This window comes from Burkholderia sp. 8Y, from assembly GCF_902506145.1.
Lineage (GTDB): Bacteria > Pseudomonadota > Gammaproteobacteria > Burkholderiales > Burkholderiaceae > Caballeronia.
The window spans coordinates 2059522-2085098 of record NZ_LR733519.1; the positions used below are offsets into that span (position 1 = coordinate 2059522).

Consider the following 25577-nt stretch of genomic DNA (forward strand, 5'->3'; position numbering starts at 1 on the left):
TTTTCGTTTCGTTCACGCCGGCGCGCCGCTCATGCGCGCCACTGATGCGCGCCGCAGCGTTCTCCCGCCCCCAAGTAAAATGCTTCGATGGCACGCGCTTTCGAAGGACACGCCTTGGCTCAGGCACCGAATCACTCCCAGCAGGGCTTTCTGCTGACGCGTCACTGGCGCGATACAGCCGCGGGTACCGAGGTCGAGTTCTGGCTCGCCACCGATGCCGGTCCGCGCAAGGTCCGCATCGCCCCGCAAACACCCGTCGCCTTCATCCGCGCGGAAGACCGCGATAAAGCCGAGCCGCTCGTTCGCACGGTGCGCGATGCGCACTTGCGCGAGTTGCCGCTCACGGATTTCCGCCAGAAGCCGGTGCTCGGCCTCTACTGCGCGCAGTATCGTCAATTGCTCGCGCTCGAAAAGACGCTGAAGAACGCGGGCGTCGTTGTCTACGAAGCCGATGTCCGTCCAACCGAACGCTATCTGATGGAGCGATTCATCACCGCGCCGGTTTCGTTCGAAGGCGAAGCGCGTGATGGCGTCGTGCAGAGCGAATTGAAGCCCGCGCCGGCTTATCGTCCGGCCCTCAGGCTCGTCTCGCTCGATATCGAAACGAGCGCCACGGCCGAGCTTTACTCCATTGCGCTCGAAGGCTGCGGCGCGCGGCAGGTGTTCATGCTCGGGCCGCCGACGAACGACGTTCACGCTCCGCTCGACTTCGAGCTCGACTATTGCGCGAGCCGCGCCGAGATGTTGCAGCGTTTCAACGGCTGGATCGCCGAGAATGATCCCGATGCGATCATCGGCTGGAACGTCGTGCAGTTCGACCTGCGCGTGCTGCAAAAACACGCCGACGCTTACGACGTTCCATTATCCATTGGCCGCGACGGCAGCGTGATCGAATGGCGCGAGCACGGCATGAAGCGCAATCACTTCTTCGCGTCCGTCGCGGGAAGGCTCGTGGTGGACGGCATCGAGGCGCTGCGTTCGGCAACGTGGAATTTCCCTTCGTTCAGCCTTGAATACGTCGCGCAATCGCTGTTGGGAGAAGGCAAGGCCATCGACAGTCCCTATGCCCGCATGGACGAGATCGAGCGGCGCTTTCGCGAGGACAAGCCCGCGCTCGCACGTTACAACCTGACCGACTGCGAACTCGTCACGAAGATCTTCGAGAAGACCGAACTGCTGCCGTTCCTGCTCGAACGCGCGACGGTAACGGGACTCGCCGCCGACCGCAGCGGCGGTTCGGTCGCGGCGTTCACGCATTTGTACATGCCGCGCATGCATCGTCTCGGCTATGTGGCTCCCAATCTGGGCGATGTGCCCGAAGAAGCGAGCCCCGGCGGTTTTGTCATGGATTCGCGGCCCGGCCTCTATGACTCCGTGCTCGTGCTCGACTACAAGAGCCTGTATCCGTCGATCATTCGTACGTTCCTGATCGATCCGGTCGGTCTCGCGCAGGGCATGAGCGAAGCCGCGAACGAAGCAAAAGAAACCGTGCCTGGCTTTCGCGGCGCGCGCTTTTCTCGCGACAAGCATTGTCTGCCCGCCATCGTCGAGCAAGTGTGGGAAGGGCGCGAGGCCGCGAAGCGTCAGCGCAACAAGCCGCTTTCGCAAGCACTCAAGATCATCATGAACTCGTTTTATGGCGTGCTCGGTTCGAGCGGATGCCGCTTCTTCGATCCGCGGCTCGCCTCGTCCATCACCATGCGCGGCCATGAAATCATGCATCGCACGCGTGAACTGATCGAAGCGCGCGGCTACAGCGTCATTTATGGCGACACGGATTCGACCTTCGTGTGGCTGCGCCGCGCTCGCAGCGAGGACGACGCCGCGCGCATCGGCCGCGCACTCGTCGATCATGTCAACAATTACTGGCGCACGCATCTGCGCGAAACATTCGGCCTCGATAGTGCACTGGAATTGCAGTTCGAAACGCACTTCGAGCGATTCCTGATGCCGACCGTTCGCGGGACCGACGAAGGCAGCAAGAAACGCTATGCGGGACTCACACAACGCGCGGACGGCAGCGAAGAAATCATCTATAAAGGGCTAGAGACGGTACGCACGGACTGGACGCCGCTCGCGCAGCGTTTTCAGCAAGAGCTTTACATGCGCGTCTTCAAGGACGAGCCCTATGAAGACTATGTGCGGGACTACGTCGAACGCACGCGGCGCGGCGCGCTGGACGAGTTGTTGATCTATCGCAAGCGCCTGCGCCGCAGTCTCGACGACTACCAGCGCAACGTGCCGCCACATGTACGCGCCGCGCGCACTGCCGACGAATTCAACGCGCAACAGGGCCGTCCGTTGCAATATCAGAACGGTGGATGGATCAGCTACGTGATGACCGTCGGCGGCCCCGAACCGGTCGAGGCGCGTCATGCGCCCATCGACTACGAGCATTACGTGAGCAAGCAGCTACAGCCCGTGGCGGACGGCATCTTGCCGTTTTTGCGCAACGACTTCACCACGCTGATGTCGGGGCAGCAAGAACTCTTCTGAGCGCCGAAAGGCGAACGGGCATGCGCGGGCGCGGCACTTGCTGCCGCATGACGCGTTGCTTGCATCGACAACGAGAATGGAAGCATGTACATGATGACTGCGTCCACGGAAATCAGCCGCTCGCAAGTTCGTAACCGCATCGTGAAGGACCTTTGGCAGGCGATCTGGACATTTCGCTTGCAGACGCTCGGTGCCGTTGCGTTGATGATTGCATCGCGGCTCGCGGTGGTATCCGTTCCCCTGATGCTGAAACACGTCATCGACGAGTTCAGCAAGCCGACCGCGAACGCCGTCTTTCCGGTGTTCGTCATCCTCACGTATGTGCTGATGCGCTATCTCGGCGACGTGCTCAACGAAGCGCGCGATGTCTTATTCAGCGTCGTGACGCAACGTACGGTCGCATCGTTTACCGCGCGCACGTTCTCCCATTTGCACAACATGGGCGCGCGTTTTCATGCGCAACGCGAAACGGGGGGCGTCGTGCGCGACGTGCAAAAAGGCGCGGACGGTATCGGCTTCTTGCTCGGCGTGGCCATCTTCACCATCGTGCCGACGCTTATCGAAATCGGCACGGTCGTCGCCATCATGGTGAGCCAGTACGCGAAGACGTTCATGGTCGCGATCGGCGCGACGTTCGTCTGCTACGCGGTCTATACGCTTCTTTTCACGCGCTACCGCATGCGCTTTCAACGCGCGGTGAACCGGCTCGAAGCACAGTCGGACAGCCGCCTCGTCGACAGTCTCCTGAACTACGAGACCGTTAAGCTCTTTGCGAGCGAAGACGTCGAACGCGGGCGCCTTTCCACAGTGCTCGACAAGTGGGTCGACGCACGCACCGCGAACCAGCGCGCATTGACGATCCTGCATGTCGGACAAAGCACGGTCATCGCTATCGGCATCGCGGCCGTGATGCTGCTCGCCGCGCAGAACGTGGTGGCCGGCACCATGAGCGTGGGCGATCTCGTGCTGGTGAACGCCTATATTGTGCAAGTGTGCGCGCCGCTCAACACGCTCGGCTTCGTGTTTCGCGAGACGAACGATGCGATCGTCAACGTCGAACGCATGTTCGAGATTCTGCTTGCGCGGGGCCGTCGCGGTGAGGACGTTGACGAGAACGACGCCAAGCCGCTCGTGGTGTCGGCAGGAGAAATTGAATTCGAGCACGTGGACTTCGGCTACGATCCCGCGCGTCAGATTCTGCGCGATATCGATTTTCGCGCGCATCCCGGCAAGAAGCTGGCGGTGGTGGGCGGCAGCGGATCGGGCAAGTCGACGCTGATGAAGCTGCTTTTCAGGCTCTATTCGCCGACGTCAGGGATTATCACCATCGACGGTCAGGATATCCGGCAGGTCACGCAAAAGAGTCTGCGCGAAGCCATCGGCATCGTGCCGCAAGATACCGTGCTGTTCAACGATACGATCGCCTACAACATCGCGTATGGCCGGCCATCCGCCACGCGAGCCGATGTCGTGCGCGCAGCGCGCGCGGCGCAACTGGACGGCTTCATCGAACGCTTGCCGGATCACTACGATACGCGCGTCGGCGAACGCGGCGTGCGGCTGTCGGGCGGCGAGCGGCAACGCATTGCGATTGCGCGCGCCATTCTGAAAGACCCGCGCATCATCGTGTTCGATGAAGCCACGTCCGCGCTCGACACGCGCTCCGAGCGTGCGATTCAGAGCGAACTCGACAGGCTCGCGCAAGGCCGCACGTCCATCGTGATTGCGCACCGGCTTTCGACTGTCGTGAATGCTGACTGGATTCTCGTGATGGAGCATGGGCGCATTGTCGAGCAGGGCCAGCATGCGGAACTGATCGAACGCGGCGGCGTGTATGCGCGCATGTGGGCGCTGCAATCGCAACAAGGCGAACTCGCGCAGGTGCAGCGCAAGGTGTCCGCGCAACCGGTCGGGCTCGGGGCGTTGATCGCGGGCGTGGTCGATGGCCTGCACGAAGAAATCGTCGAACATGGCGTGCAGCTTTACACGATGATGCCCGATGCCGATCTGCGCGTGACCGGCGACCCCGGCGTGCTGCAGTTCGTGATAGCGGACCTGTGCCGCACCGAGATTCGCGCGGCCGAGCGTGGCGAGCGTGTGGAACTGCGTGTGGAGCGCGAAGCGAATCAGGTGCGCGTGTGCGTGCTGGGCCGTCGCGCGCAGCCCGCGCCGCTTTCACAGCAGCAGGCGCGCCGGCTCGAACAGGCGCTCGCGGAAACGGGCGGCACCTTCACCGTGGGCTATGTCGACGGCCACCTCGCCTACGTCGCGATGATGCCGCTGCGCCCCGTGGTCGATACCGACAGCCTCGCGAGCCTGGCGGAGCCGAACGCAAACGTTGCCGGCAATCTGGATGGCCTTTGCGTCATGGTGCTGGACGATCAGGACGCCGCCCGCGAGGCGCTCGGCGCCGTCCTGGAAATGTCGGGGGCGCGCGTGAGACTCGCGGCCTCGGGCAAGGACGCGCTGGAATGGCTCGCGCAAGCGCCCACGCAGGAATGGCCGGATGCGTTCTTATGCGACATCGTGCTCGGCGAAGAAGACGGCTATCAAATATTGCGCCGTGTTCGCGAACTGGAAGCGAGCCGCCGTGTGTCGCTCGGAGAGCGCATGCCTGCCATTGCGTTGACGGGACACACGCAAACCGAGGACCGCCTGCGGGCGCAGATGGCAGGTTTCCAGATGCACATGACCAAGCCCGTTTCCACCGAGCGGCTGATCGCGGCGATCAGGCAGGTCGCCGTGCCGACCGAAGCATGAGGCGACGATATGGACACCGAATTATTGGTTCGCATCGACGAGCTGAAGCCGACGCAGGGCGCGATCGGCATGGAGCATGTGCGAGAAAAGATGCATCTGACGAGCGCCACGCCCGCGCACGAACGCGCGGCATTCTTGCGCGAGCACGCGCTGCGTGTGGTGCGCGGGCCGGGTGGCACGCTCCATGTGATCGACCATCATCACTGGGCGCGTGCCTGGCACGAACTGGGCATCGACGTCGTGCCGGTCGTGATCGATTGCGACTTCAGCGACCGCGATCACGACGGATTCATCGCCGCGCTGCGTGAGCGGGGCTGGGTCCATCCCTTCGATGAGCAGGCGCGTGAAACGTCGGTCGACGCGCTGCCGCCGTCCATCGCAGCGATACCCGACGATCCCTATCTGAGCCTCGCGGCTTTCGTGCGGATGGCGGGCGTCTTCAACGATCCGCCCGGGACCAACGCGAAGTACGCATGGGCCGACTATTTCCGCGAGCGCGTACAGGGCGATTTCACGTCGATTGCGGGCTTTGCCAAGGCGTTGGCGCAGGCAGTGGCCGCTTCGCGTGAAGACGAAGCGCGCGCACTGCCCGGATTCAACGTCGAAAACGTCAAAGGGTAGCCAATGCCGAGCGCGTCTGCTGCGCTTCGATGATCTGCCGGAAGTACGCGGCGGTGCGGCGCAACCCCTCGTCGAGCACGGTCACGGGTTCCCAGCCGAGGAGTTGGCGCGCCTGCGTGATGTCCGGCTGACGATGCCACGGATCGTCCATCGGCAGCGGGCGGAACACGATCTCCGACTTCGAACCCGTCAACGCGACGATACGTTGCGCGATCTCCAGCATCGACAACTCATGCGGATTGCCGAGATTGACCGGGCCGGTTATATCGTCGGGCGTGTTCATCAGGCGGATAAAGGCATCCACCATGTCGTCCACGTAGCAGAAGGAGCGCGTCTGCGTGCCTTCGCCGTAGACGGTGATCGGCTCGCCGGCGAGCGCCTGCATCATGAAGTTCGAGACCACGCGGCCATCACTCGGATGCATGCGCGGTCCATACGTATTGAAGATGCGCGCAATCTTGATGTTGAGCCCGTGCTGACGACGATAGTCCATGAAAAGCGTCTCGGCGCAACGCTTGCCTTCGTCGTAGCATGAACGCGGACCGATCGGGTTCACGTTGCCCCAGTACGCTTCCTGCTGCGGATGAACGCGCGCATCGCCATACACTTCGCTCGTCGATGCCTGGAATATCTTGGCCTTCACGCGCTTGGCCAGCCCCAGCATATTGATCGCGCCGTGCACGCTCGTCTTCGTGGTCTGCACCGGATCATGCTGATAATGCACCGGCGACGCGGGACACGCGAGGTTGTAGATTTCATCGACTTCCACATAGAGCGGAAAGGTCACGTCATGACGCATCAGTTCGAAGTTGGGACTGTCGAGCAGATGCGCGATATTGTCTTTCGTGCCCGTATAGAAGTTATCGACGCACAACACGTCGTGCCCTTGCGCCAGCAGGCGTTCGCAAAGATGCGAGCCGAGAAAGCCCGCGCCGCCCGTCACCAGAATGCGCTTCCGATATGCTTCCTTCATGTCCGTTCCTTTTTATGGTGATTGCGTCGCGGTCGGTCAACTGCACACATGGCGCAAGGTCGCTTCCCATTCTGCGGCGAAGCGATCGATATGAAAGCGTTCCAGCGCGAGACGGCGCGCGCCTTCTCCGAGACGCCGCGCTTCCGCGGGATCGCGCAGAAGCTGTTGCATGACATCGACGAGGGCGTTGGCATCGGTATGGATAAAGCCGCTCTCTCCATTGCGGATCACGGTGGCAAGCTCCGTCGTCGCGAGACCGATGATCGGCATGCCGATCGTCATCGCTTCGACGATGGCAAGGCCCAGGCTCGTCCAGCGAATGGGATTGAAGAAGAAGCGGTAATGCGCGGAGAACGCGGTTAATTCCAGATTGCCGATCTCCCCGAGACCGCCCGCCGATTCCGCGTCCATGCCGACGAGATCCAGCGGCACGCGCTGCGCGGCATCCGCGAATACATCATTGCCGAGCCTGCGCCCGCGCTGCCGCAAATGATTGATGACGACGATGCCCCTTTCCTTTTCGCCGGTATAACGCACGCCTTCCGGCACGACCACGCCATGTTCGATCACGCGCGTGGGCGTCTCGCCGCTGTCCCACATCAGGCGGTTGAAGTGCGTCACGTGCACGAGCAGCGTGTCGCGGTCCTGCACCCAATGACGTTGCTCGAACGGATTCTCTTGCGGCGGATCATGTTCGATATAGACGCGAGGCAAGCGCCGCTGCGCATCCGAGAGCAGGTTGATGCGATCGTCGTCCCAATGCGTGCGATGCTGAAACAGCACGACGTCGAACTCACGCGACGCCACTTCATCGGCGGGTACTTCGTGAACGTTGTCGCCCCACGGCAGCACGCCGACCTTGCCCGCATAGCCGGGCGGATGACCGGGCTTCGTCACGAGATAGAAGTCGTGCTTCGCCTGAGTCAGGTAGTAAAGGTAGTTGCCGTGTACATGCCACGTGAGCACGCGCAGGCGTCGTTGATTAGCAGTGGGCATCGGTTTCCAGTTTTTCTACGGGCAATTGGAGTCGTGCGACATCGAGCACTTGCGCGACGCTGACATTGAGCGCGCATGGATGCCCATACGGACATTCGCGAAACGAACAGGGACGGCAAGGCGGATAGTCGGCCAGCACGCGATGCCGTTCGTGATCGAGCGGCGCCCAGCGTTGCGTGTCGCTGCCCGACGCGATCACGACGCTTCTCGTTCGCATCGCGGCCGCGACGTGCGAAAGACCCGTGTCGTTACACACGACAAGCCGCGCACGCGCGACGAGCGCAGCCAGCGCGCCGAGCGACGTTTTGCCGGTCAGATTGATCGCATTCACGCCGGGGGCATTCGCGATGCTCGCGGTGATAGCCGCTTCGCCTGCGCTTCCGGTCAACGCCACTTGCCAGCCATCGTTTGCAAGCGCGGCTGCGACTTGCGCGAAGCGTTCCGCAGGCCAGCGGCGCGAAGGCAATTGCGCGCCCGCGTGCACGAGAACGAGCCGCGCGGTGTCGAGACCATAGCGCTCGATCAGTTCATCGCACTCGCGCGTATCTTGCTGAGTGAGCGGGATCTCGAGTTGCGTGTCATGTGCATCGACGCCGAGCGCCTCCATCAGCGCGGTATAGCGCGCGATTTCCTGTAACGCGTCGGGCCACGGAATGAACACGCCGTTGCGCGGCGCTTCGTCCGGCTTCAGAAAGCCCGCGTTGGTCCGCGCGAGCATCTGTTCGACGATATCGTTCGCCACGCCGCCACTGCCATGCAACTGGATCGCGAGATCCAAGCGGCGCGCGCGCATCGCGTCATGAAAGGCGGGGAGGTGTGCGTCCGTTTCCTCTTGCTCCGGAAAACCGACCGCGCCGGGAAAGACGATCAACTCGTCGACGAGATGCGCGTAACGTTCAACGAAGCTATGCGCCCAAGGCAAGCCGATCAACGCGATGTGCGCGCGCGGATAAGCGCGACGCAATGCGCGCAACGCAGGCACGCAACACAGCATGTCGCCGAGTTGCAGCGCCCGGAAGATCGCAATGCGCTCGACGTTTTCCGGCTTCATATGAACACCACACGGAACTTCACGGCGCCGTAGATTCGCCAGTACACCGAAAGAAACGGTATCCATAGCGATGTCCACGCCATCTCCATGACATGCGACGGCGTCATCGCGGTCGCCTTGAGGCGCTTGACGCAGAACCAGGCGGTCATGCCGAGCCACCCCGCGACGCAGACGCCCGCGAGCGTGTTATTACCCTTGGCAAGCGCGAGGACGGCGACCAGCACCGCGACGATGATCGCGTAATAGAGCAGCGGCGGCAGGCTTCGAATGCGTGTCTTGAAGAGAGAACGATGCTTCTTGTAGAGCAGCGCATCGAACTGGCTCTTCTTCTGCTGCGACAGGCTCACGCCCCAGCGCGCAGGCCGCACGGGATGCAGCACCATTGCATCGTGCGATCGCACGATGCGCGCGCCGATACGCATCAACTCGAATTGAAGGTCGGAGTCTTCACGCCATGCCGATGTAAAGCGGGCATCGAAGCCGCCCACGCGCGCAAGCGCCGAGCGCGTCACGAACGTGTTGGCCGTTGCGAACTCCGCGCGAGCGAGCCCTGCGGCGTCCTGCTCATAGTCGGTCGGACGCGGGCCGAGCGGCACCACGATACGGCCCGACACCGCGTCCGCGCCCGCTCGCAATGCGGCCACGCCTGCCGCGAGCCAAAGCGGATCGGGAATGGTGTCGTCGTCGGTGAAGGCGATCAGCGCCGCGCCCGATGCTCGCCATCCCGCGTTGCGTGCGCCTGCCGGGCCTTGCGTCGCGGTCACGGGAACATAGCGGATGCGCGGCGCTTCCTCGAACTCGCGTGCGAGCGCGGCAACACGCGAGCGCGTCGCTTCATCAGGACCGTCGTCGCACACGATGATCTCGAAGCGCGTCTTGTCATACTCCTGCGCGATGATCGCGCGCAGACAGCGTTCCAGCATGTCGGGCCGCCGATACGTCGGCACGACGACGGACACATCGAACGCCGCGCCCGCCGCTGCGCCTGCATTGCGCTGCGTGGACGCGTCCTTCGCGCCGTCGTAGGGAAACGAGCCTGCCATCGTGCTCATGCACGCACTCCCGGCTTTTCGATCAGGAATGGACCGATCACGAGCGCGTCGAGCGGCGAGGTCCAGAACGATTCGACCGCATCGCGCGGCGAATTGACCATCGGCTCGCCGCGCGTATTGAACGACGTATTGACGAGCACCGGCACGCCTGTGCGCGCCTTGAACGCGGCGAGCAGGTCGTAATAGAGCGCATGCTGCGAGCGGTTCACGGTCTGCACGCGCGCCGTACCATCGATATGCGTCACGGCGGGAATGCGTGACTTCATGTCCTCGCGGACATCGAATACGAAGAGCATGAACGGCGCGACGCTCGCATCGACGAACCAGTCCGCAGCGTGTTCTTCCATCACCACGGGCGCGACGGGCCGGAAGTCTTCGCGGTCCTTGATTTCGTTCAGACGTGCCTGCATGGAAGGATCGATCGGCGAAGCGAGAATCGAGCGCGCGCCGAGCGCACGCGGCCCGAACTCCGTGCGTCCCTGATACCAACCGATCACGCGATTCGACGCCAGAATCTCAGCGGTTTCGCTCGCGATGTCGTTCAGCCGGCGATACGGCGTCTTCGACCACTTGAGGAATTGCTCGATCTCGTCATCTTCATAGCGCGGGCCGAGATACGCGTGGTTCATGGCCCAGCGGCGGCTGCGGTCTCCTTGCTTGACGCGCTCCTGATAGTCGGTCCAGAGCGCCGCGCCGAGCGCCGTGCCTGCATCGCCCGCAGCGGGTTGAACCCAGATGTCTTCGAACGGGCCACGGTCACGCAAGCGCGCATTCATCACGCAGTTGAGCGCCACGCCGCCTGCCATCGCCAGATGCGAAAGGCCGGTGCGCTCATGCAGCCAGCGCGCGAGGTCGAGCGCAGTCTCCTCGAGCACCACTTGCAGCGAATGCGCGATGTCGTAATGGTGTTGCGTGAGCGGGCCACCGCGTTCGCGGCGCGGGCCGAAACGTTCGACGAGGCGCGGCGCATCCACGGTATAGCTGCCGTCGTTGCGATACTTCACGATCTCGCGGAATTGATCGACGTAGGCCGGCTTGCCGAACGATGCGAGCGCCATCACCTTGTACTCGTCCGACGAGTGCAGGAAGCCCAGATAGTCCGTCACGTTTTCATACAGCAAGCCCAGTGAATGCGGCAGTTCCACTTGCTTGATGCGCTTGTACTCGCCATCGACGAACTGACCCAGACTCGTGGTCACGCCTTCGCCGCGGCCGTCCATCGTGAGCACGGCGGTATCCTCATACGGCGCCGCGAGGAACGCACTCGCTTCATGCGACAGATGATGATCGACGTTATGCCATTCGAAGCGCGGCGCGCGTCCGCCGCTGGCAAAACGCTTCTTGAGATGATGCGGCGCGCCGTCGAGCAACTGGCCGCGCGCATTCACGATATAGCTCAGGAAAAGCGGGTCCCACGGCGATTCCGACGGGTTGCCGCTCACTTGCTCGGAAGGCATGAAGGGCAGGGCGATGGTCGCCTTCGCCTGCTTCGGCATGCCCGAGAAGAGATGCGGATCGTAGGAGTACGCCACATGGTCGATATCCGCGAGTTCGATGCCCGCTTCCTTCAGGCAATAGTCGATGGCATCGAAGGGAAGCTGCCACGTCGAAAAGGGCACGGGGCGCTTCGCATGCTTGACGTGCGTGAAACGCTCGTCTTCCGCCGCCGCGATCACGACGCCGTCGCGAACCAGCGCCGCCGCGCTGTCGTGATAGACCGCATTGATTCCGAGTGTGTACATAGGGCGTGTCTCTCAGGAGAGTGTCAGATGAGCGGGATAATGTTCGGTGCGGGCATCGATCAGGGACAGCGCGGCGTCGACGACATCATCGACGCTCACGCCGAGCAGACACGCGTGATGCCCTTCGGGACACACGCTGCGATAGCACCAGCGGCAAGACACATCGCGGTAAAGCACGCGATGCGGCGTTTGCCACGGCATATGCTGCGGATTGGTGAGCGCGTACAGATCGACGACCGGCGCGCCGAGCGCGGACGCGATATGCACCGGACCGCTGTTGTTCGAAATGAGCACACGCGCATGCGCGATCAATGCCGCAAGCTCGCCCAGTTCGAGCGCGCCCGCGAGATTCACGACGCGCGCATCGTTCGTGCTGACGGCCTCGCATAGCGCGGCTTCGCTCGCCGAGCCGGTGACGAGCACGGGCCAACCTGTGCGATCGGCGAGAACGCGGGCCGCCTGCGCGAACCGCTCCGGTGGATAGCGTCGCGAGGCAGCGGTCGCGCCCGGATGCATGACGAAGAAAGGCGCGTTAAGATCGACACCGCGTGCATCCAGTTTGCGTGCAAGCGAGGCGTCGTCGTCGCCACGCAACGCGAAACGCATGCGCGTATCCGCATTCGTCGCGCCGACGCTTTCGACCAACGCAAGCTGACGCTCAACTTCGTGCCTCGTGCCGTGCTGCGGTTCGCGTTCCGCGATCCAATCCGTCAGCAGTCCGTATGGGTTTTCGCGGCAATGCGCAAGGCGTCGCGGAATCTTCGCGAGATGACAAAACATCGCTGCCGGAAGCGGGTTCTGGCTATAAACGGTGAAGATGACCGCGGCATCGAAGCCGAGCGATGCAAGACGTTCGCACATCGCCAGGTCAACGTTTGCATCGATGGGCTTGTCATGCTTGACCCACGGCGCGTCGTATTCGATCACGTCGTCGATATCGTCGATGAAGCGCGCCGCCTGTGCGCCCGAACGCGATGCGAGCAACGTGAGATGCCGCCCCGGATAAGCGTGCTTCAACGCGTGCAGCGCAGGCGTCGTCATCAGCACGTCGCCGAGGTTGTCGAGGCGAATGCACAGGATACGCCGCACGTCCGCGCCCCAGACGCGTTGCGGCGCGACAGCCGGTACGCGGGCGTGCGCGTCGGCGGGCAGAAGCGTGATGGCGATATCGTTCGCTCGCAACGGATCGCGCTTCATGTGGCGATCTCCGTGTCATGCCACGCGCGCTCGATGATGCGCGCGGCTTCGCCCATATGCCTGGCGATGGCATCCGGCTCGCGCAACGGGCCGCGCTGCCATAGCGTCTCGTTGCCGTTGTCGATCAACACGGCGCGGCAGCCCGCGCGGTGGCCCGCTTCGATATCGTCGAGTATGTCGCCGACAAACCAGCTTCGCCGCAAGTCGATGCCGAGCTCGCGCGCCGCACGCTGAATCATGCCGGGTGCGGGCTTGCGGCAATCGCATACGCGCGCATAGCGTGCGACCGTGCCTTGCGGATGATGCGGGCACCAGTAAATGCCCGAAAGCCGCGCGCCCGCTTCCGCAGCAAGTTCATGCAGCTTGCGTTCGACATGCCGCAGCGCGGCTTCATCGAACTTGCCGAGTGCAACGCCGCTCTGATTGCTGATGACGACAGTCGGCACGTCCATGCGCGCAAACGTGGCAAGTGCGTCCCGTGCGCCGTGCGCCAGACGCATCTTGTCGGGATCGACGTTATAGGGCACGTCGTCGAGCAGCGTGCCGTCCTTGTCGAGAAAGACCGCGGGCTTCATGCGGTGGCGCTGCCGTATGCGGCACGCCGGCTGTCGAGATCCTGTGCGATATCCACGTCGGCCACGCGCGCGTAGACGCGTTCGAGCGACTGCGCGACGCCCGACCAGGTGAACATCGCGCGGGCCCGTTCGAGGCCCGCCGCGCCCATGCGTTCCGCGAGCAGCGGGTTGCGCTTCAACGTGGCGAGTGCATCGGCGAGGGCGCGCGGATCCTTGGGCGGCACGAGCAGGCCCGTCTCGTCATGCGCCACCGAATAGCGGATACCGCCCACGTCCGCGCCAATCACCGGCCTGCCGCACGCCATCGCTTCGAGCGGCGTGATGCCGAAAGGCTCGTACCACGGCGTCGTCACGAACACATCGGCTGCGTTATAGAAGGTCTTCAGGCGCTGCCTTCCATGACGGCCGAGGAAGTTGACCTTCTCCGCCACGCCGCACTCCTGCGCAATGCCGCGCAAGCGGCCGATCTCCGGCGTCGCGATTTCATTCGCTTCATCGGAGTTGCCGCCGATCACATACAGATGCGCGTCCTCTTTCAGTTCGCGATTGCAGAGGCCGATGCCGCGCACGACATTGTCGATGCCCTTGCGCGGCACCATGCGCCCGAGTTGCAGCACGATGAAGCGGTCTTGCGGCCAGCCGAGGCGTTCACGCGCTTCGGCCTTGCTCATCGGATGAAACTCGGTGCTGTCGAAGCCGCACGGCACGAGGTCGATGCGCTCGCGCTCTGCGTGATAAAGCGACACGAGGTCCGCTTCGTCTTGCGGACATTCCGCGATTACCGAATCCGAATCGCGCACGAGCGTGTCTTCGATCTCGAAGCGTTCGTCGGGGAAGCCATCGCCTGCGCCCTGATGAATGCGCCGCACGCGCCCCAGCGCATGAAACGTCGTGACGAGCGGCACGCCCAGCGCCTCCTTGATGCGCAAGCCGACGAGCCCCGACATGAAGAAGTTCGCATGCACGACGTGATAAGGCGTCGCCTGCTTCTTGAAGAAGCCGATCATGAAGCGAGCGAACTCGTCCATGTGCGGCAGAAGCTGTTCCTTCGGCAACTGCACGGGCGGACCGGCAGGCACGTTGATGACGCGAATGCCGCGTATGCGTTCGAAACGCGACACCAGCGGCAACAGGGAACGGTCGCGGCGCGTGAAGACATCCACTTGATGGCCGTTGCGCGCGAGTTGCCGCGCGACATGCGCGACGTAGATGTTCTGCCCGCCGCTGTCGACGCCGCCCGCCACCGCGAGAGGCGAGGCATGCTCACTGATAAGTGCGATCTTCACGTGTAGGCCCCCTCGATTCGCGTTGTTCGAAATGGGCTTCGAGCCGTTGCGCGCGCACAAGGCTTGCCAAGTCTTTCGAAGCTTGCATGCCTCAGAGCATTCGTTGTGCCACGCGCTGGAAAATGCGCAGAATCGTTGGTTCGTTGCAGAACGAACCGAATTTCGTTAGACATGGCGCGAACGGCAGCGGCGCGGTTTTTACACGGTGCGTGTAGCGTCTGCCGGCATCGCGGCTTCTTCGCCAGCATGGCGGCGGTCGTCTTCGCGCACGATCGATCGCATCATCTGCACATGGCGGCCGACTACGCGCCGATGTGACAGCGCCCAAGGCAATCCGCGCAACATCTGAATGGCGTCGCGCCGAAACGCGCCTTCGCGGCGCATGACGGTGAGCGCCTGCGCGGTCGCGTACAAGGCTTCACGCAACGGCAACCGCAGCCAGGCGACCCACGCGGCGTTGCGCGCGAGCAGACGTCTGCGCAATGCGCTATCGCGTATCGGAGAGGGATGATGGTGCAGCACGAGTTCGTCGGCATAGACGAGGGCGTGCCCGTGATCCAGCATGTCGAGCGCGAGCAGCGACTCTTCGCCGCCTATGAAAAGCCGCGGCTCATAGCCGCCCATCTTTCGATAGACGCTCGTGCGGAACACGCTCGCACCCGCCATGTAGCCGATGAGCGCCGGCCCCGGCAGACCATTCGCGCCGAGCGGACTCACGCGCATGCGCTCGCACGTTTCGTCGGCATCGCCGTTTTCGCCGACGACCACCTGCGCACTCAGCACCGCGACGCGCGGCGAGGCATCGAGAATCGCTGCGGCACGGGAGAGCGAGCCGGGGCCCCACCACGTATCGTCATCGCAGAACGCGACGTATTCGGTGCGGACTTTGGCCACGCCCAAGTTGCGCCCCGCCGCGCCCATGTTGGTCGGCGCCACGACCAGTTCGACGAACGGAAAGCCTTTCGCGATGCGCGCGGCTGTATCGTCGGAGGAAGCGTTATCGACCACGACGATATCGATAGGGTCCGGCAAGGCCGACAGCCGGGCGAGCGTGTCGAGCACCTGATCGGCGCGGTTATACGTCAGCACGACCACGCTCACGCGTGCCGCTTCGTCGTGAGCAGGGCGCGCGAGAGGTTGCGGAAGCGCGCTCATGCGCGCGTCTCCGCAGGCTCAAGGGTCCAGAAACGCTCGGGCAGGAACACGTCGCCGTATCCGTCCGGTCCGAATGCCTTAAGCTGGCTCGGATACGCGTTCACGGCTTCGCGCTTCAATGCCTCGCGGCGCTGCGCTTCGGCGTGGTCTGGAAGGCGGGCGTTGAGCGGCGTGGCCTCGATGCCGCGTTCGAGCAGATCGGCAAGCCGCTTCTGCAAAAGCGCGCGCTTGCATCGATACAGCGCCTCTTCGTACGCGATGCAGGGCAAGTCGGCGTGACGCAGCCACGCATCGCAGGCGGCTTCGTGGACGAGCGCGTGGTCCGAATGAAAAAGCCCGAGCGGAATCATCAGCGCATTGGGCCGGTATGTGTCGATGGCGTCGAGAAATGCCCGCGTCAGCGCGCCGCGCGTGGGTTTGTCGGCATCGGCTGCGAAAGGAACGTATTGCGAGTCGAGAAAGCCGAGATGCAACGGCGTCGCGCCGAGCAGTCCGAGCGCGCGGTTGTCTTCTTCGATGCGCGCGGGCATCGCCTGCCGCGCGTCCGGGAAGCCGCACTGGGCGTCCCAGTCCGTGTGGGCATCGGCGGCGGGGCAGCCCGTGAAGACCGTGCAGACGAGCACGTCTGACGCGCCCGCGAGCGACGCGCCGCAGCCGAGCACGGCGTCGTCGAGGTGAGGGGAGATGAGCAGCGTTCTGAGCGGGACTTCGATCATGAGTGCACGGTCGGAGAGAATAACGGCTCGTTCGAACGCAAGTAGCGCGCCAGCGACGGACGCAGCGGCTTGGTATCGGAAGCGCGGGCCGATGCGCGGGTGGATGATGTTCCGCGGCGCGTCACCGTGCGAATTCACGTCGCGCACCGCCCAGCCACTTGTGGTTCGATCGCTCGCGGACGGCGCGGCGAGGCCGGCGAATCGGCTGTCGCCGGTGCGGTTCTGCGGCAGATCGTCGTTCCGCCTGATCGACCGATGCGGCCCCGCGCCGACGCCGAGCGTCAGTTGGTCGTCAAAAAACGCACGCATGTTGCACGACTGCGCGGCGACTGCACGCGCCGCTCTCATGAAGGTAGATACGGCCACGCGCTACGCCAAGCGTCAGCCGGTCGTCGACGAACGCACGCATGTTGCACGACTGCGCGGCGACTGCACGGGCCGCTCTCATGAAGGTAGATACGGCCCCGCGCCGACGCCGAGCGTTAGCCGGTCGTCGAGAACGCGCGCGTGGCCCGCTACTCCGCAGCGACGGCACTCGCCGCTCTCATGCCGGTACGACACGCCGACAAGCACGCACCTCAGCAGCATCCGATGCCTCCCGCCACATTCGCTTCGCAGCCGACCCGCCTCGAAATCGTCAAATCACATTCACGTCGCAGAACGACAATGTTCGTCGACGCACTTCCGGACGCCCGGTTTGGCGCTACAAATGAGGCGTCACGGCCCGCCTGCGTCCGCGTTCGCGAGCGGCCCACGCGATCGAGCCATTTCCCAAGCGAGAGTCAGATGGACGCCATTCCAGTTGAGTACCGGGGCTGCGAGTTGTCGGCGGTCGTCGTTCGTGCGGCCGGCGAATTTGTCGCGACGGTCCTGATCGAGCGACCCGGCGGGCTGCGGCGCGCGGTCGGCCCGTTTCGACCGTTCGCAACGGCGAAGGCCGCCGAACAGTTCGCCATCCAATATGGAAAGGACGAGCTCGACGGACGGCACGTGCCGCGCGGCATGAACGTCGCGACGCACGATGATCCGCCGATTCGACGCTCAGCCGCGTTCGCGCGCGAGCGTCCCTTCTAGCCACGCGATCAACGCCTGCACGGCGCCCGCGCTGCTTCTGAAGCCGATGTGACCGTCCGGCCGCACGGCCCAGATCATCCCGTCGCGCGCGCCGAACGCGCTGGCGAACGCACCCGCCGCGTCGGTCAATGTGCGATGGGTTTCGCTGCGGGCGAGCGCCGGCGCGTCGGCGTCGGGAGCTGCGATCAGCACCGCGTTCGCCGCCGGGCCGAGCGCCACGCGCCAGGCATCGGCTGCGGCTTCGAAAGATGCCGCGTCTGAACTTCGCGCATAGCCGATCAGCGTATGCCGGCCACCGCCCGTCAGCGCCGCAAGCCGCTCGACGTGTCCGATGAAATCCTCCGTTAATCCGCCGACTTCCGGCACGCGATCGCCCGGCGCGGGCAGTTCGTCGGGGAAACCGTCGATGTGGTCCGCGACGATCGGGCTGCCGCGATAGCCCACGAGCAGTTGCGTTTCGCGCATGGCGGGCCGCACTTCGCCGTGCGCGAGCACGGTATTGAGCGCGCGGCTCGTCGATTCGACGACATCGAGCCCGACCGGACGCCGCTCCGCCTCGTAGCTCGCCAGCAGCGCCGCGCCCGCCAGATCGCGTGCGGCGAGCGTCAGCTTCCACGCGAGGTTGCAGGCGTCCTGCAAGCCGGTGTTCATTCCCTGACCGCCGACCGGCGGATGGATATGCGCGGCGTCGCCCGCGAGAAAGACGCGCCCTTGAGCGTAACGCTGCGCAATGCGATGGCTGACGCGGTACACCGACGACCAGCGCAGCGCCGAAAGCCGCGTGCCCTCGGGCAGAACCGGCTGCATGATGCGCTCGACCTCGGCGAAATCCGGCGCGACGACCGACGCGTCGGACGCGACCGACGCGAGACGGGCGGCATCGTCGGGCAAGAGGACCATCGACAGGCGATAGCGCCGCACGGAACCGCGCACCGGCAGCGCGGCGAGCGTCGTCGGTCCTTGCCCGTCGGCGCGAGCCGAGCGGTTGAAACGAAACATCGCGCCGCGTTGCAGCGGCCAGTCGACGTCGAGATCGGCAAGCATGAACGTCTGCGGATACTGGTCGCCTTCGAAGGGAATGTTCAGATGCCGGCGGACGGTGCTGCGCGCGCCGTCGCAACCGACGAGCCATCGGCAGCGGACTTCGCGCACATCGCCCGCCGCGTCTTTCACACGGCATAGCACGCCGTCCGCATCATCTGCGAAGTCGACGAGCGTCGCGCCGTAGTCGACGCGTCCGCCATGCCGCGCGAGCGCGCGTTCGAGAATGCGCTCGGTCTCGTACTGCGCGAGCGAAAGCGCGCCGTAGGGCAAGCCCGTGCGCGGCACTTCCGTGCTCGATACCAGCGCGCCGTCACGATAAACGTCGGCGCGCTCGATCCAGACGCCCGCAACGATCGCTTCCTGCGCGATGCCGAGATCGTCGAAAAGTTCGAGCGTGCGCGCCGTCACGCCGAGCGCCTTTACGAAGAACGAGCGTTCGGCGTGGGTATCGATGATGCGCACGCCGACGCCATCGCGGCGCAATTCTGTCGCGAGCATCAGTCCGACGGGGCCCGCGCCGGCAATCAGCACATCGGTCATGTCAGGCATGGGCGTCTCCGGTCGCGGGGCGGGCATCGCCCGAAAAGCATAACCGGGCGCGCTTTCAACGTCGGCGCTTTTCGCTTTCAAGAATGAAAGCCCGCCGCTTGCTTTACACGCCGATGGCGGCGTCCGTTACCATGCGGGCGCCGCGTGGATCGACTTCGCCACGGGCATATCGAAAGAGAACATGAACAACGCCATACACGCCGTACGCGTCAACTATTGGGCCGTCGTGTCCGTGCTGCTCGGGACGTTTCTCGGCAATCTCGACTCGTCCATTGCGAACGTCGCGCTGCCGACGATCGCCCACAATCTGTCGCGCAGCGCCGCCGATACGGTGTGGGTCGTCACCGCGTATCAGCTCGCGGTCGCCGTTTCAGTGCTGCCGCTCGCGGCGCTCGGGGAAATGCTCGGCTTCCGGCGCGTGTTCCTGTGGGGCTTCGTGGTCTTCACGCTGGCGTCGATCGGCTGCGCGGCCGCGCCGACGCTGCCATTGCTCGTCGCCGCGCGCGCGGTGCAGGGCGTCGGCGGCGCATGCATGTCGACCATCGTGCCTGCGCTCTTGCGGCAGGTCTATCCGCCGAAGCTCGTCGGCCGCGGCGTGGCGCTCCTCGGGCTCACCGTCGCGCTGTCGGCGGCGCTCGGCCCGACAGTGGCGGCGGGCATTCTGTCGGTGGCCGGCTGGCGGTGGCTCTTTGCGGTAAACGTGCCGCTCGGCATCGTCGGACTCGGCCTCGCGATCACGATGCTCCCGCCCGGCACGCCGAACCCGTCGCGCCGCTTCGACTTCGCAGGCGCGGCATTGAGCGCGCTTTCGATCGCACTTTTCATCCTGGGCGTCGGAGGGCTGGGCGCAGGCGAGGGCGCCGGGACCGGGCATGTGCAACTGCGCGCGCTGCCCATCGTCGAGATCGCGTGCGGGTGTATCGCGGGCTTCGCGCTGATCCGGCATCAACGCGGACGGCCCGCGCCGCTCGTGCCGCTCGATTTACTGCGCATTCCGATTCTCTCGCTTTCGTCGGTGACGTCGATCTGTTCGTATGTCGCGCAGACGCTCGCGTATCTGGCGATGCCGTTCATGCTCCAGCACCAGTTTGCCCGCAGCGCGACGACCACCGGCTTGCTCGTGACGCCGTGGCCACTCGTGATCGTGTTCGTCGCGCCGCTCGCCGGACGCCTCTCGGACAGGCATGCGCCGGGGCTGATCGGCGGCATCGGGCTCGGCATCATGGCCATCGGGCTATGCCTGCTGATCGGCCTGCCGGCGTCGCCTTCGAACCTGGACATCGTGTGGCGGGTCGCGGTGTGCGGCATCGGCTTCGGCTTCTTTCAGACGCCGAACAACCGCATCATGCTGACGTCCGCGCCGCACGAACGCAGCGGCGCGGCGGGCGGCCTGATGACGATGGCGCGCATGATCGGCCTTTCGCTGGGTGCGGCGCTCGCCGCTGTCGCCTTCGGCGTGTACGGGCAAGGCGGCGCACAGGTGGCGCTCGTGGGCGCGGCCGCAGCGGCGGCGCTCGGCGTCGCGGCAGGCGTCGTGCGGGTGGTGAAGACGCGCGAGCGCGCCGGCATTCGCTAGCCGTCGGTCGCTTGTGCTTTCATGCGCCCGCGCACGTCCTACAATTGAGCGCGAGCCGCTCTTCGCCGCGCGCAAGAATACTTCGGTTGACGCAATAATTTGCAAGTTCGTTGACCGCAGCGGATATGCTATGGCCCCTCGCGCGCGGCCCGAGCGCCGCGCTTCGTGCGTCCACGCCATTCACTTGCCGCCACAACATGGTCACACTGGTTAGCTGCTTCTCCGACCGCCGCGCGACATCGTCACGCGACAACCACGCCGAGTTTTGTCGCCGAACGCAAGCGGTTCATTGCGACGAGTCGCGATCGAGCAGCGCCGACTCGCTCGAACTCGGTGTGCTATTCAAGTATCAGATGATCAGCGACCGGCTCGCGCAGGCCGCCGAGGGCGAAATCGTGATCTTCGCGACCGAGAACGCGCTCTTCATTCGCTTTGAGGATTTCGGCCGGATCATGGAAGGGCGAGACAGCCTCGTCACAAAAGGTTTCTTCGGCATCAATACCGAAATGTTCGTTATCCGAAATACCGAGGATAACCGGGGCATCGCACGCGGCATGGCCGCGCGATGCCGAGCCTTTTACGAGTACGGCAAGTTCGTCACTGAAGAGGAACTGCTCGAAGCGTTCCCGACCGTCACCGACTGGGACATGCTCAACGGCGTGATACCGATTGCATCGATGTGGTCGGGGCAACATCCGGATGTGCGCGGCGCGCCGGTCGTCGCGGTGTCGCTGGTGTTCACGCCGCGCCTCTATAGCAAGTACGGTCCGCGCTGGCGCGCGGTGTTCGCGCGTCATGTGAACGCGTGTCATGCGGCGGGACACAGCGCCTTCTTCGACGTTCCGCCGCCGCCCCAATGCGATACCGACGAGCCGCTGACCGTGTATCAGCCGGGCAGGCCGATCGCGGTCGTCATGTTGTACACGCCGAATATCGCGGGCTATGCGCGCTTCGGCGAAGCGAGCCTGCGCGCGTTCTGCGAGCGCCACGGTTATACGCTGTATCAACATCGCGCGGTGCCGGCTGACTTTCAGCGGGAAGCGTGCGGCAACTGGTCGAAGCCCTTCTTGCTGAGCAAGTATCTGCCGCATCACGAATGGGTGTTCTGGGTCGATGCCGATATCCTCGTCATGAATCCTTCGATCAACCTTGAAAAATTCACCAAAGGCCGTGATCGCGTGCTGACCGCGGACATCTGCGGGTGGCGTTTCAATTCCGGAGTGATGGGCTTTCGCAACACGGAGGCGAACGCCAACGTGCTGCAAAGCGTGCTTGCGCGCGTGCTGGAAACAGAGGACATCAAGTACACGTTCTCCAGTCAAGGCGACCAGTTCTACTTCATGGAGCAGATGATTTCGCATGGCCTGTGCCCCGAGCAGGATTCGGCGGAACTGGTGAGCTTCAACGAGCTCAACACGCCGTGGTACTACGCGAACCCGGATACGTTCATGTGTCATTTTCACGGCCTCAGCACCGAACTGCGCATGCTGTTCATGTCGATGGACACGGTGCCTGTTGGCGGATACGAGTCGATCGAACGATAGGCGCCTTCTTCTGCCGATGTCAGCTACAGCGCGACGCGGGACCGTCGCTTGCTGCAATCTCCATGAACGAAGATCACGTCAAGGGAGGCAGCATGACTCAAGTCTCGGGCGATAACCCCGGCTCTCGCGCAACAGCCGACGATATGGACGAACCGGTGGGCAGCCTGTCCACGAGCGACACGCGGCAGAAGGAACTCGACACTCGGGAAAAGCAGCAGCATCCCGGCAGCGAGAACGCGCTGCCTACCGCGCAGGACAACAATCCCGTGCCGCCGGAATCGACGCGCGAGTAACCGACCGATCCCACAAGGAACTGCCGAATGAGCGACTACATCGATTGCATTGCCGCGCTCGACCGATGCGCGGCGGCCTGCGATAACTGCGCATCCGCGTGCATCGCGGAAGGTCATCTGCCGGACATGGAGAAGTGCATCCGTCTCGATCTCGACTGCGCGGCGTTGTGCCGGTTCACGTCGGAATCGCTTGCGCGCGACACCCAGTTCATGCGCGATTTCTGCGATCTATGCGCCCGAATCTGCGATGCCTGCGCCGACGAATGCAGCCGTCATACCGCCAGTCATTGTCAGGCGTGCAGCGATGCGTGCCGGAAGGCCGCGGAGGCGTGTCGGGCGCTGTGAAGAACACGGCAGCCGGCGAAGAACATATCCACAGTTTCTGTGCCCAACCCTGTGGACAAGCCAGGGACGCGCGCGCTATCCGCTTGACGCGACGAACAAATTTTCGCGCGTTCGAATGCGCGCCGTCACACGGTACGCGCCGCTCTCCGCTGCTACCGTGCAAACGAACAGACCGGGGGGCGTCATGAAGCGCAAGTCATCGGGAGTGGCCGTGGTCGCGGTGCTCGTGGGCGTGGCCGTCGCGGTGACGCTGTATATCGCCAGCTTCGGCAGGTCGTCGCATCACGCTAGCATCGCCACGCCGGCGCACGACGCCGTCGCGACACATGACATCGCCGCGAGCGACGCAGCGTTCACAGCAGCACCGATGCCACTCGCGTCCGGCCCCGACGCCACCACCGCCGCTCGCTGAACTCAGGCATCGTCGCGTCGAGCGTTTGTCCTGGACGCGAGAGATCACGGGAATATGCCTTGCTCTAAGGCTTGCAACTCAAGCCGGAGCACGACCCGATGGGCCATCCATCACAGCAGCTTCCATCCGCCGTACTGCCCGTCGATGCACGCGGCCTCATTGGCAACATGAAGACGTCCGCGCTCGTGTCCTTGCGCGGCACGATCGATTTCATGTGCTTTCCTCGCATCGATTCGCCGACGCTGTTCGCGGCGCTGCTCGACGACGAGCGCGGCGGTTCATTCGCCATCACGCCGCGCGATCTCAACGCCAACGTCAAGCAGATGTATCTGCCCGAGACCAACGTGCTCCTCACGCGCTTCATGACGGGCGAGGGCGTCTGCGAGTTGCTCGATTTGATGCCGGTGCCATCGTCCGAGGCGCGCGTCGATGCCGTGCCCAATTGCGTGATGCGTATTGTGCGCATCGTGTATGGCCGCATGACGCTCGATGTCCGATGCGATCCGCGCTTCGACTATGCGCGTGTCCGCCACACCACGCACGCGGTGGAGAAGGGCGTGCAGTTCACGCGAGTGGACAACGGCACGCCGTTGGAACTGCGCGCGAGCGTGCCGCTTTCGATCGAACACGAGGCCGCATGCGCGACGCTCGACATGAAAGAGGGCGATTCAGCCTGCTTCGCGTTGGGTGCGGCTGACGAGTTGCCAAAGCTCGACACCAAAGAGAAGTTCGACGGCATGCTGCACGAGACCATCGCATTCTGGAAAGAGTGGTCGTCACGCTCGACCTATCGCGGACGTTATCGCGAAGTCGTGCTGCGTTCGGCGCTGACGCTGAAGCTGCTCAGTTCGGACGAACATGGCGCGATCGTCGCCGCGCCGACTTTCGGACTGCCCGAGGCGCAGGACGGGTCGCGTCGCTGGGACTATCGCTTCACATGGATACGCGACGCCGCGTTCTCCGTCTATGCGCTCTTGCGTCTTGGCTACACGGGCGAAGCCGAGCGATTCATGCGATGGATCGCCGAACGCAATCGCGATTGCAGTTCCGACGGCTCGCTCGCCGTCATGTATGCCGTCGACGGCGAGCCCGCGCCGGCAGAAACGGAGCTCGAAACGCTGGGCGAATCCGCGCCGGGCAGGTTGTTCGTGGGCAACGGCGCACGTGGACAAACGCAGTTGGATGTTTATGGCGCGCTGCTCGATTCGGTCTATCTCTACAACAAATACGGCGCGGCGATCTCGTATCAAGGCTGGCGCCATGTGACACGCACGGTCGATTATGTCGTCGAGCACTGGCGCGACGCCGATCACGGCATATGGGAGTTTCGTAACGGCAAGCGGCCGCTGCTGCATTCGCGCCTGATGTGCTGGGTGACGGTGGATCGCGCGCTGCGTCTTGCGCAGAAACGCTCGCTTCCCGCGCCGCTTGCGACATGGTTTCAGACGCGCGACGACATTCATCGCGACATACACGAGCATTTCTTCAACGAGGAGCTTCAGTCGTTCGTGCAGACGCCGGGCTCCGCGACGCTCGATGCGTCCGCGCTGATGATGCCGCTCGTGCGCTTCATCGGTCCGAAGGATCCGCGCTGGATCGGCACGCTGGATGCGATCGGCCGCGATTTGCGCGTCGATCCGCTGGTGTTTCGCTATACGCGCGGCACGACGCTGGATGGTCTGCCTGGCATGGAAGGCGGCTTCAGCGCGTGCTCATTCTGGTATGCGGAGGCGCTGGCGCGCGCCGGCCGCGTGGATGAAGGGCGGCTCGTATTCGAGAAGATGCTCGCCTATGCAAATCACGTCGGACTGTTTTCCGAGGAAGTGGCGACCAACGGCGCGGCGCTCGGGAATTTTCCTCAGGCGTTAACGCATCTGGCGTTGATCAGCGCGGCGTATCAGCTCGATCGGGATTTGGACCGGACGCATGTCGCCTGGACTTGAGGGAAGCGGCTGCGGCCGTGATCGTTGCGTGAGTTGACATAACGCAAATTAGCGCATTTTATATATGTAGCGGCTATATCCTAATGTCGTGTTCTGGCTATTTACAGATGTCGGGTTTCAACCGGTGGCAAGCTGGCAGTTGGTCATCCAGCGGGAGCTCAGCCATGTCACCGAACC

At 64.0% G+C, this 25577-nt stretch carries 21 protein-coding genes; 10 read left to right on the top strand and 11 right to left on the bottom strand.

Annotated features, from left to right (window positions below; genetic code table 11):
* Window positions 1–87: 87 nt before the first annotated feature.
* The 3 genes from GV035_RS09235 to GV035_RS09245 all read left to right on the top strand — a co-directional run bounded on the left by GV035_RS09235 (window position 88) and on the right by GV035_RS09245 (window position 5877).
* Window positions 88–2496, top strand: coding sequence for a DNA polymerase II (locus GV035_RS09235; protein ID WP_159834635.1), 2409 nt, complete (start codon window positions 88–90; stop codon window positions 2494–2496).
* Window positions 2497–2589: 93 nt separating this feature from the next.
* Window positions 2590–5256: an ATP-binding cassette domain-containing protein gene (locus GV035_RS09240; protein ID WP_159835048.1), complete on the top strand. Its 2667-nt coding sequence runs from the start codon at window positions 2590–2592 to the stop codon at window positions 5254–5256.
* Window positions 5257–5265: 9 nt separating this feature from the next.
* Window positions 5266–5877 carry a ParB/Srx family N-terminal domain-containing protein gene (locus tag GV035_RS09245; RefSeq protein WP_159834636.1) on the top strand — a complete coding sequence of 204 codons (612 nt, stop codon included), beginning with the start codon at window positions 5266–5268 and terminating at the stop codon, window positions 5875–5877.
* Here the strand turns inward: GV035_RS09245 and GV035_RS09250 are convergent.
* The 10 genes from GV035_RS09250 to GV035_RS09295 all read right to left on the bottom strand — a co-directional run bounded on the left by GV035_RS09250 (window position 5867) and on the right by GV035_RS09295 (window position 16929).
* A complete protein-coding gene (locus GV035_RS09250; RefSeq protein ID WP_159834637.1) occupies window positions 5867–6850 on the bottom strand; it encodes a UDP-glucuronic acid decarboxylase family protein in 984 nt (327 codons plus the stop codon). The two genes, GV035_RS09245 and GV035_RS09250, sit on opposite strands and share 11 nt — an antisense overlap.
* A gap of 36 nt (window positions 6851–6886) precedes the next feature.
* The gene (locus tag GV035_RS09255; protein ID WP_159834638.1) at window positions 6887–7846 is read right to left on the bottom strand and encodes a glycosyltransferase family 4 protein; all 960 of its coding nucleotides are present in this window, start codon (window positions 7844–7846) and stop codon (window positions 6887–6889) included.
* On the bottom strand, window positions 7833–8897 hold the full coding sequence (locus GV035_RS09260; protein WP_159834639.1) for a glycosyltransferase family 9 protein: 1065 nt from the start codon (window positions 8895–8897) through the stop codon (window positions 7833–7835). The genes GV035_RS09255 and GV035_RS09260 overlap by 14 nt, the downstream gene beginning before the upstream one ends.
* Window positions 8894–9949 carry a glycosyltransferase family 2 protein gene (locus tag GV035_RS09265; protein ID WP_159834640.1) on the bottom strand — a complete coding sequence of 352 codons (1056 nt, stop codon included), beginning with the start codon at window positions 9947–9949 and terminating at the stop codon, window positions 8894–8896. The genes GV035_RS09260 and GV035_RS09265 overlap by 4 nt, the downstream gene beginning before the upstream one ends.
* The gene (locus GV035_RS09270) at window positions 9946–11691 is read right to left on the bottom strand and encodes a carbamoyltransferase family protein (RefSeq protein ID WP_159834641.1); all 1746 of its coding nucleotides are present in this window, start codon (window positions 11689–11691) and stop codon (window positions 9946–9948) included. Before GV035_RS09270 ends, GV035_RS09265 begins: the two co-directional genes overlap by 4 nt.
* 12 nt (window positions 11692–11703) lie before the next feature.
* The gene (gene waaF, locus GV035_RS09275; protein ID WP_159834642.1) at window positions 11704–12888 is read right to left on the bottom strand and encodes a lipopolysaccharide heptosyltransferase II; all 1185 of its coding nucleotides are present in this window, start codon (window positions 12886–12888) and stop codon (window positions 11704–11706) included.
* Window positions 12885–13463: a D-glycero-alpha-D-manno-heptose-1,7-bisphosphate 7-phosphatase gene (locus GV035_RS09280; RefSeq protein ID WP_159834643.1), complete on the bottom strand. Its 579-nt coding sequence runs from the start codon at window positions 13461–13463 to the stop codon at window positions 12885–12887. Before GV035_RS09280 ends, waaF begins: the two co-directional genes overlap by 4 nt.
* Window positions 13460–14749 carry a glycosyltransferase family 4 protein gene (locus GV035_RS09285; protein ID WP_159834644.1) on the bottom strand — a complete coding sequence of 430 codons (1290 nt, stop codon included), beginning with the start codon at window positions 14747–14749 and terminating at the stop codon, window positions 13460–13462. Before GV035_RS09285 ends, GV035_RS09280 begins: the two co-directional genes overlap by 4 nt.
* 198 nt (window positions 14750–14947) lie before the next feature.
* Complete coding sequence (locus tag GV035_RS09290) at window positions 14948–15904, bottom strand: glycosyltransferase family 2 protein (protein WP_159834645.1); 957 nt, start codon at window positions 15902–15904, stop codon at window positions 14948–14950.
* A complete protein-coding gene (locus GV035_RS09295) occupies window positions 15901–16929 on the bottom strand; it encodes a PIG-L deacetylase family protein (RefSeq protein ID WP_236572500.1) in 1029 nt (342 codons plus the stop codon). The genes GV035_RS09290 and GV035_RS09295 overlap by 4 nt, the downstream gene beginning before the upstream one ends.
* A 357-nt stretch (window positions 16930–17286) precedes the next feature.
* On the opposite strand from GV035_RS09295, the gene GV035_RS29080 reads away from it, so the two are divergent.
* The gene (locus GV035_RS29080; protein WP_201303938.1) at window positions 17287–17694 is read left to right on the top strand and encodes a hypothetical protein; all 408 of its coding nucleotides are present in this window, start codon (window positions 17287–17289) and stop codon (window positions 17692–17694) included.
* Here GV035_RS29080 and GV035_RS09305 read toward each other — a convergent pair.
* Window positions 17662–19287 carry an FAD-dependent monooxygenase gene (locus tag GV035_RS09305; RefSeq protein ID WP_159834646.1) on the bottom strand — a complete coding sequence of 542 codons (1626 nt, stop codon included), beginning with the start codon at window positions 19285–19287 and terminating at the stop codon, window positions 17662–17664. The genes GV035_RS29080 and GV035_RS09305 overlap by 33 nt on opposite strands.
* A 181-nt stretch (window positions 19288–19468) precedes the next feature.
* On the opposite strand from GV035_RS09305, the gene GV035_RS09310 reads away from it, so the two are divergent.
* The 6 genes from GV035_RS09310 (at window position 19469) to GV035_RS09335 (ending at window position 25400) form a co-directional block, all read left to right on the top strand.
* Window positions 19469–20863, top strand: a complete 1395-nt coding sequence (locus GV035_RS09310; protein WP_159834647.1) for an MFS transporter — start codon at window positions 19469–19471, stop codon at window positions 20861–20863.
* A 335-nt stretch (window positions 20864–21198) separates the two neighbouring features.
* Entirely contained in the window at window positions 21199–22407 is a 1209-nt protein-coding gene (locus tag GV035_RS09315; RefSeq protein WP_236572501.1) for a hypothetical protein, read from the top strand.
* A gap of 92 nt (window positions 22408–22499) precedes the next feature.
* Window positions 22500–22700: a hypothetical protein gene (locus GV035_RS09320; protein ID WP_159834649.1), complete on the top strand. Its 201-nt coding sequence runs from the start codon at window positions 22500–22502 to the stop codon at window positions 22698–22700.
* A 27-nt stretch (window positions 22701–22727) separates the two neighbouring features.
* Window positions 22728–23045: a four-helix bundle copper-binding protein gene (locus GV035_RS09325; protein ID WP_159834650.1), complete on the top strand. Its 318-nt coding sequence runs from the start codon at window positions 22728–22730 to the stop codon at window positions 23043–23045.
* A gap of 184 nt (window positions 23046–23229) precedes the next feature.
* Window positions 23230–23457, top strand: a complete 228-nt coding sequence (locus tag GV035_RS09330; RefSeq protein WP_159834651.1) for a hypothetical protein — start codon at window positions 23230–23232, stop codon at window positions 23455–23457.
* 98 nt (window positions 23458–23555) lie between these two features.
* On the top strand, window positions 23556–25400 hold the full coding sequence (locus GV035_RS09335) for a glycoside hydrolase family 15 protein (protein WP_159834652.1): 1845 nt from the start codon (window positions 23556–23558) through the stop codon (window positions 25398–25400).
* Window positions 25401–25577 lie beyond the last annotated feature (177 nt).

Bases quoted from the DNA above. Each gene is read 5' to 3' on its own strand.
- GV035_RS09255 (WP_159834638.1), bottom strand. From the start codon at position 7,846: ATGCCCACTGCTAATCAACGACGCCTGCGCGTGCTCACGTGGCATGTA.
- GV035_RS09310 (WP_159834647.1), top strand. From the start codon at position 19,469: ATGAACAACGCCATACACGCCGTACGCGTCAACTATTGGGCCGTCGTG.
- GV035_RS09305 (WP_159834646.1), bottom strand. From the start codon at position 19,287: ATGCCTGACATGACCGATGTGCTGATTGCCGGCGCGGGCCCCGTCGGA.
- GV035_RS09280 (WP_159834643.1), bottom strand. From the start codon at position 13,463: ATGAAGCCCGCGGTCTTTCTCGACAAGGACGGCACGCTGCTCGACGAC.
- GV035_RS09240 (WP_159835048.1), top strand. From the start codon at position 2,590: ATGACTGCGTCCACGGAAATCAGCCGCTCGCAAGTTCGTAACCGCATC.
- GV035_RS09295 (WP_236572500.1), bottom strand. From the start codon at position 16,929: ATGCGTGCGTTTTTTGACGACCAACTGACGCTCGGCGTCGGCGCGGGG.
- GV035_RS09320 (WP_159834649.1), top strand. From the start codon at position 22,500: ATGACTCAAGTCTCGGGCGATAACCCCGGCTCTCGCGCAACAGCCGAC.
- GV035_RS29080 (WP_201303938.1), top strand. From the start codon at position 17,287: ATGTTCGTCGACGCACTTCCGGACGCCCGGTTTGGCGCTACAAATGAG.
- GV035_RS09260 (WP_159834639.1), bottom strand. From the start codon at position 8,897: ATGAAGCCGGAAAACGTCGAGCGCATTGCGATCTTCCGGGCGCTGCAA.
- waaF (WP_159834642.1), bottom strand. From the start codon at position 12,888: ATGAAGCGCGATCCGTTGCGAGCGAACGATATCGCCATCACGCTTCTG.
- GV035_RS09270 (WP_159834641.1), bottom strand. From the start codon at position 11,691: ATGTACACACTCGGAATCAATGCGGTCTATCACGACAGCGCGGCGGCG.
- GV035_RS09235 (WP_159834635.1), top strand. From the start codon at position 88: ATGGCACGCGCTTTCGAAGGACACGCCTTGGCTCAGGCACCGAATCAC.
- GV035_RS09265 (WP_159834640.1), bottom strand. From the start codon at position 9,949: ATGAGCACGATGGCAGGCTCGTTTCCCTACGACGGCGCGAAGGACGCG.
- GV035_RS09245 (WP_159834636.1), top strand. From the start codon at position 5,266: ATGGACACCGAATTATTGGTTCGCATCGACGAGCTGAAGCCGACGCAG.
- GV035_RS09335 (WP_159834652.1), top strand. From the start codon at position 23,556: ATGGGCCATCCATCACAGCAGCTTCCATCCGCCGTACTGCCCGTCGAT.
- GV035_RS09250 (WP_159834637.1), bottom strand. From the start codon at position 6,850: ATGAAGGAAGCATATCGGAAGCGCATTCTGGTGACGGGCGGCGCGGGC.
- GV035_RS09290 (WP_159834645.1), bottom strand. From the start codon at position 15,904: ATGAGCGCGCTTCCGCAACCTCTCGCGCGCCCTGCTCACGACGAAGCG.
- GV035_RS09330 (WP_159834651.1), top strand. From the start codon at position 23,230: ATGAAGCGCAAGTCATCGGGAGTGGCCGTGGTCGCGGTGCTCGTGGGC.
- GV035_RS09325 (WP_159834650.1), top strand. From the start codon at position 22,728: ATGAGCGACTACATCGATTGCATTGCCGCGCTCGACCGATGCGCGGCG.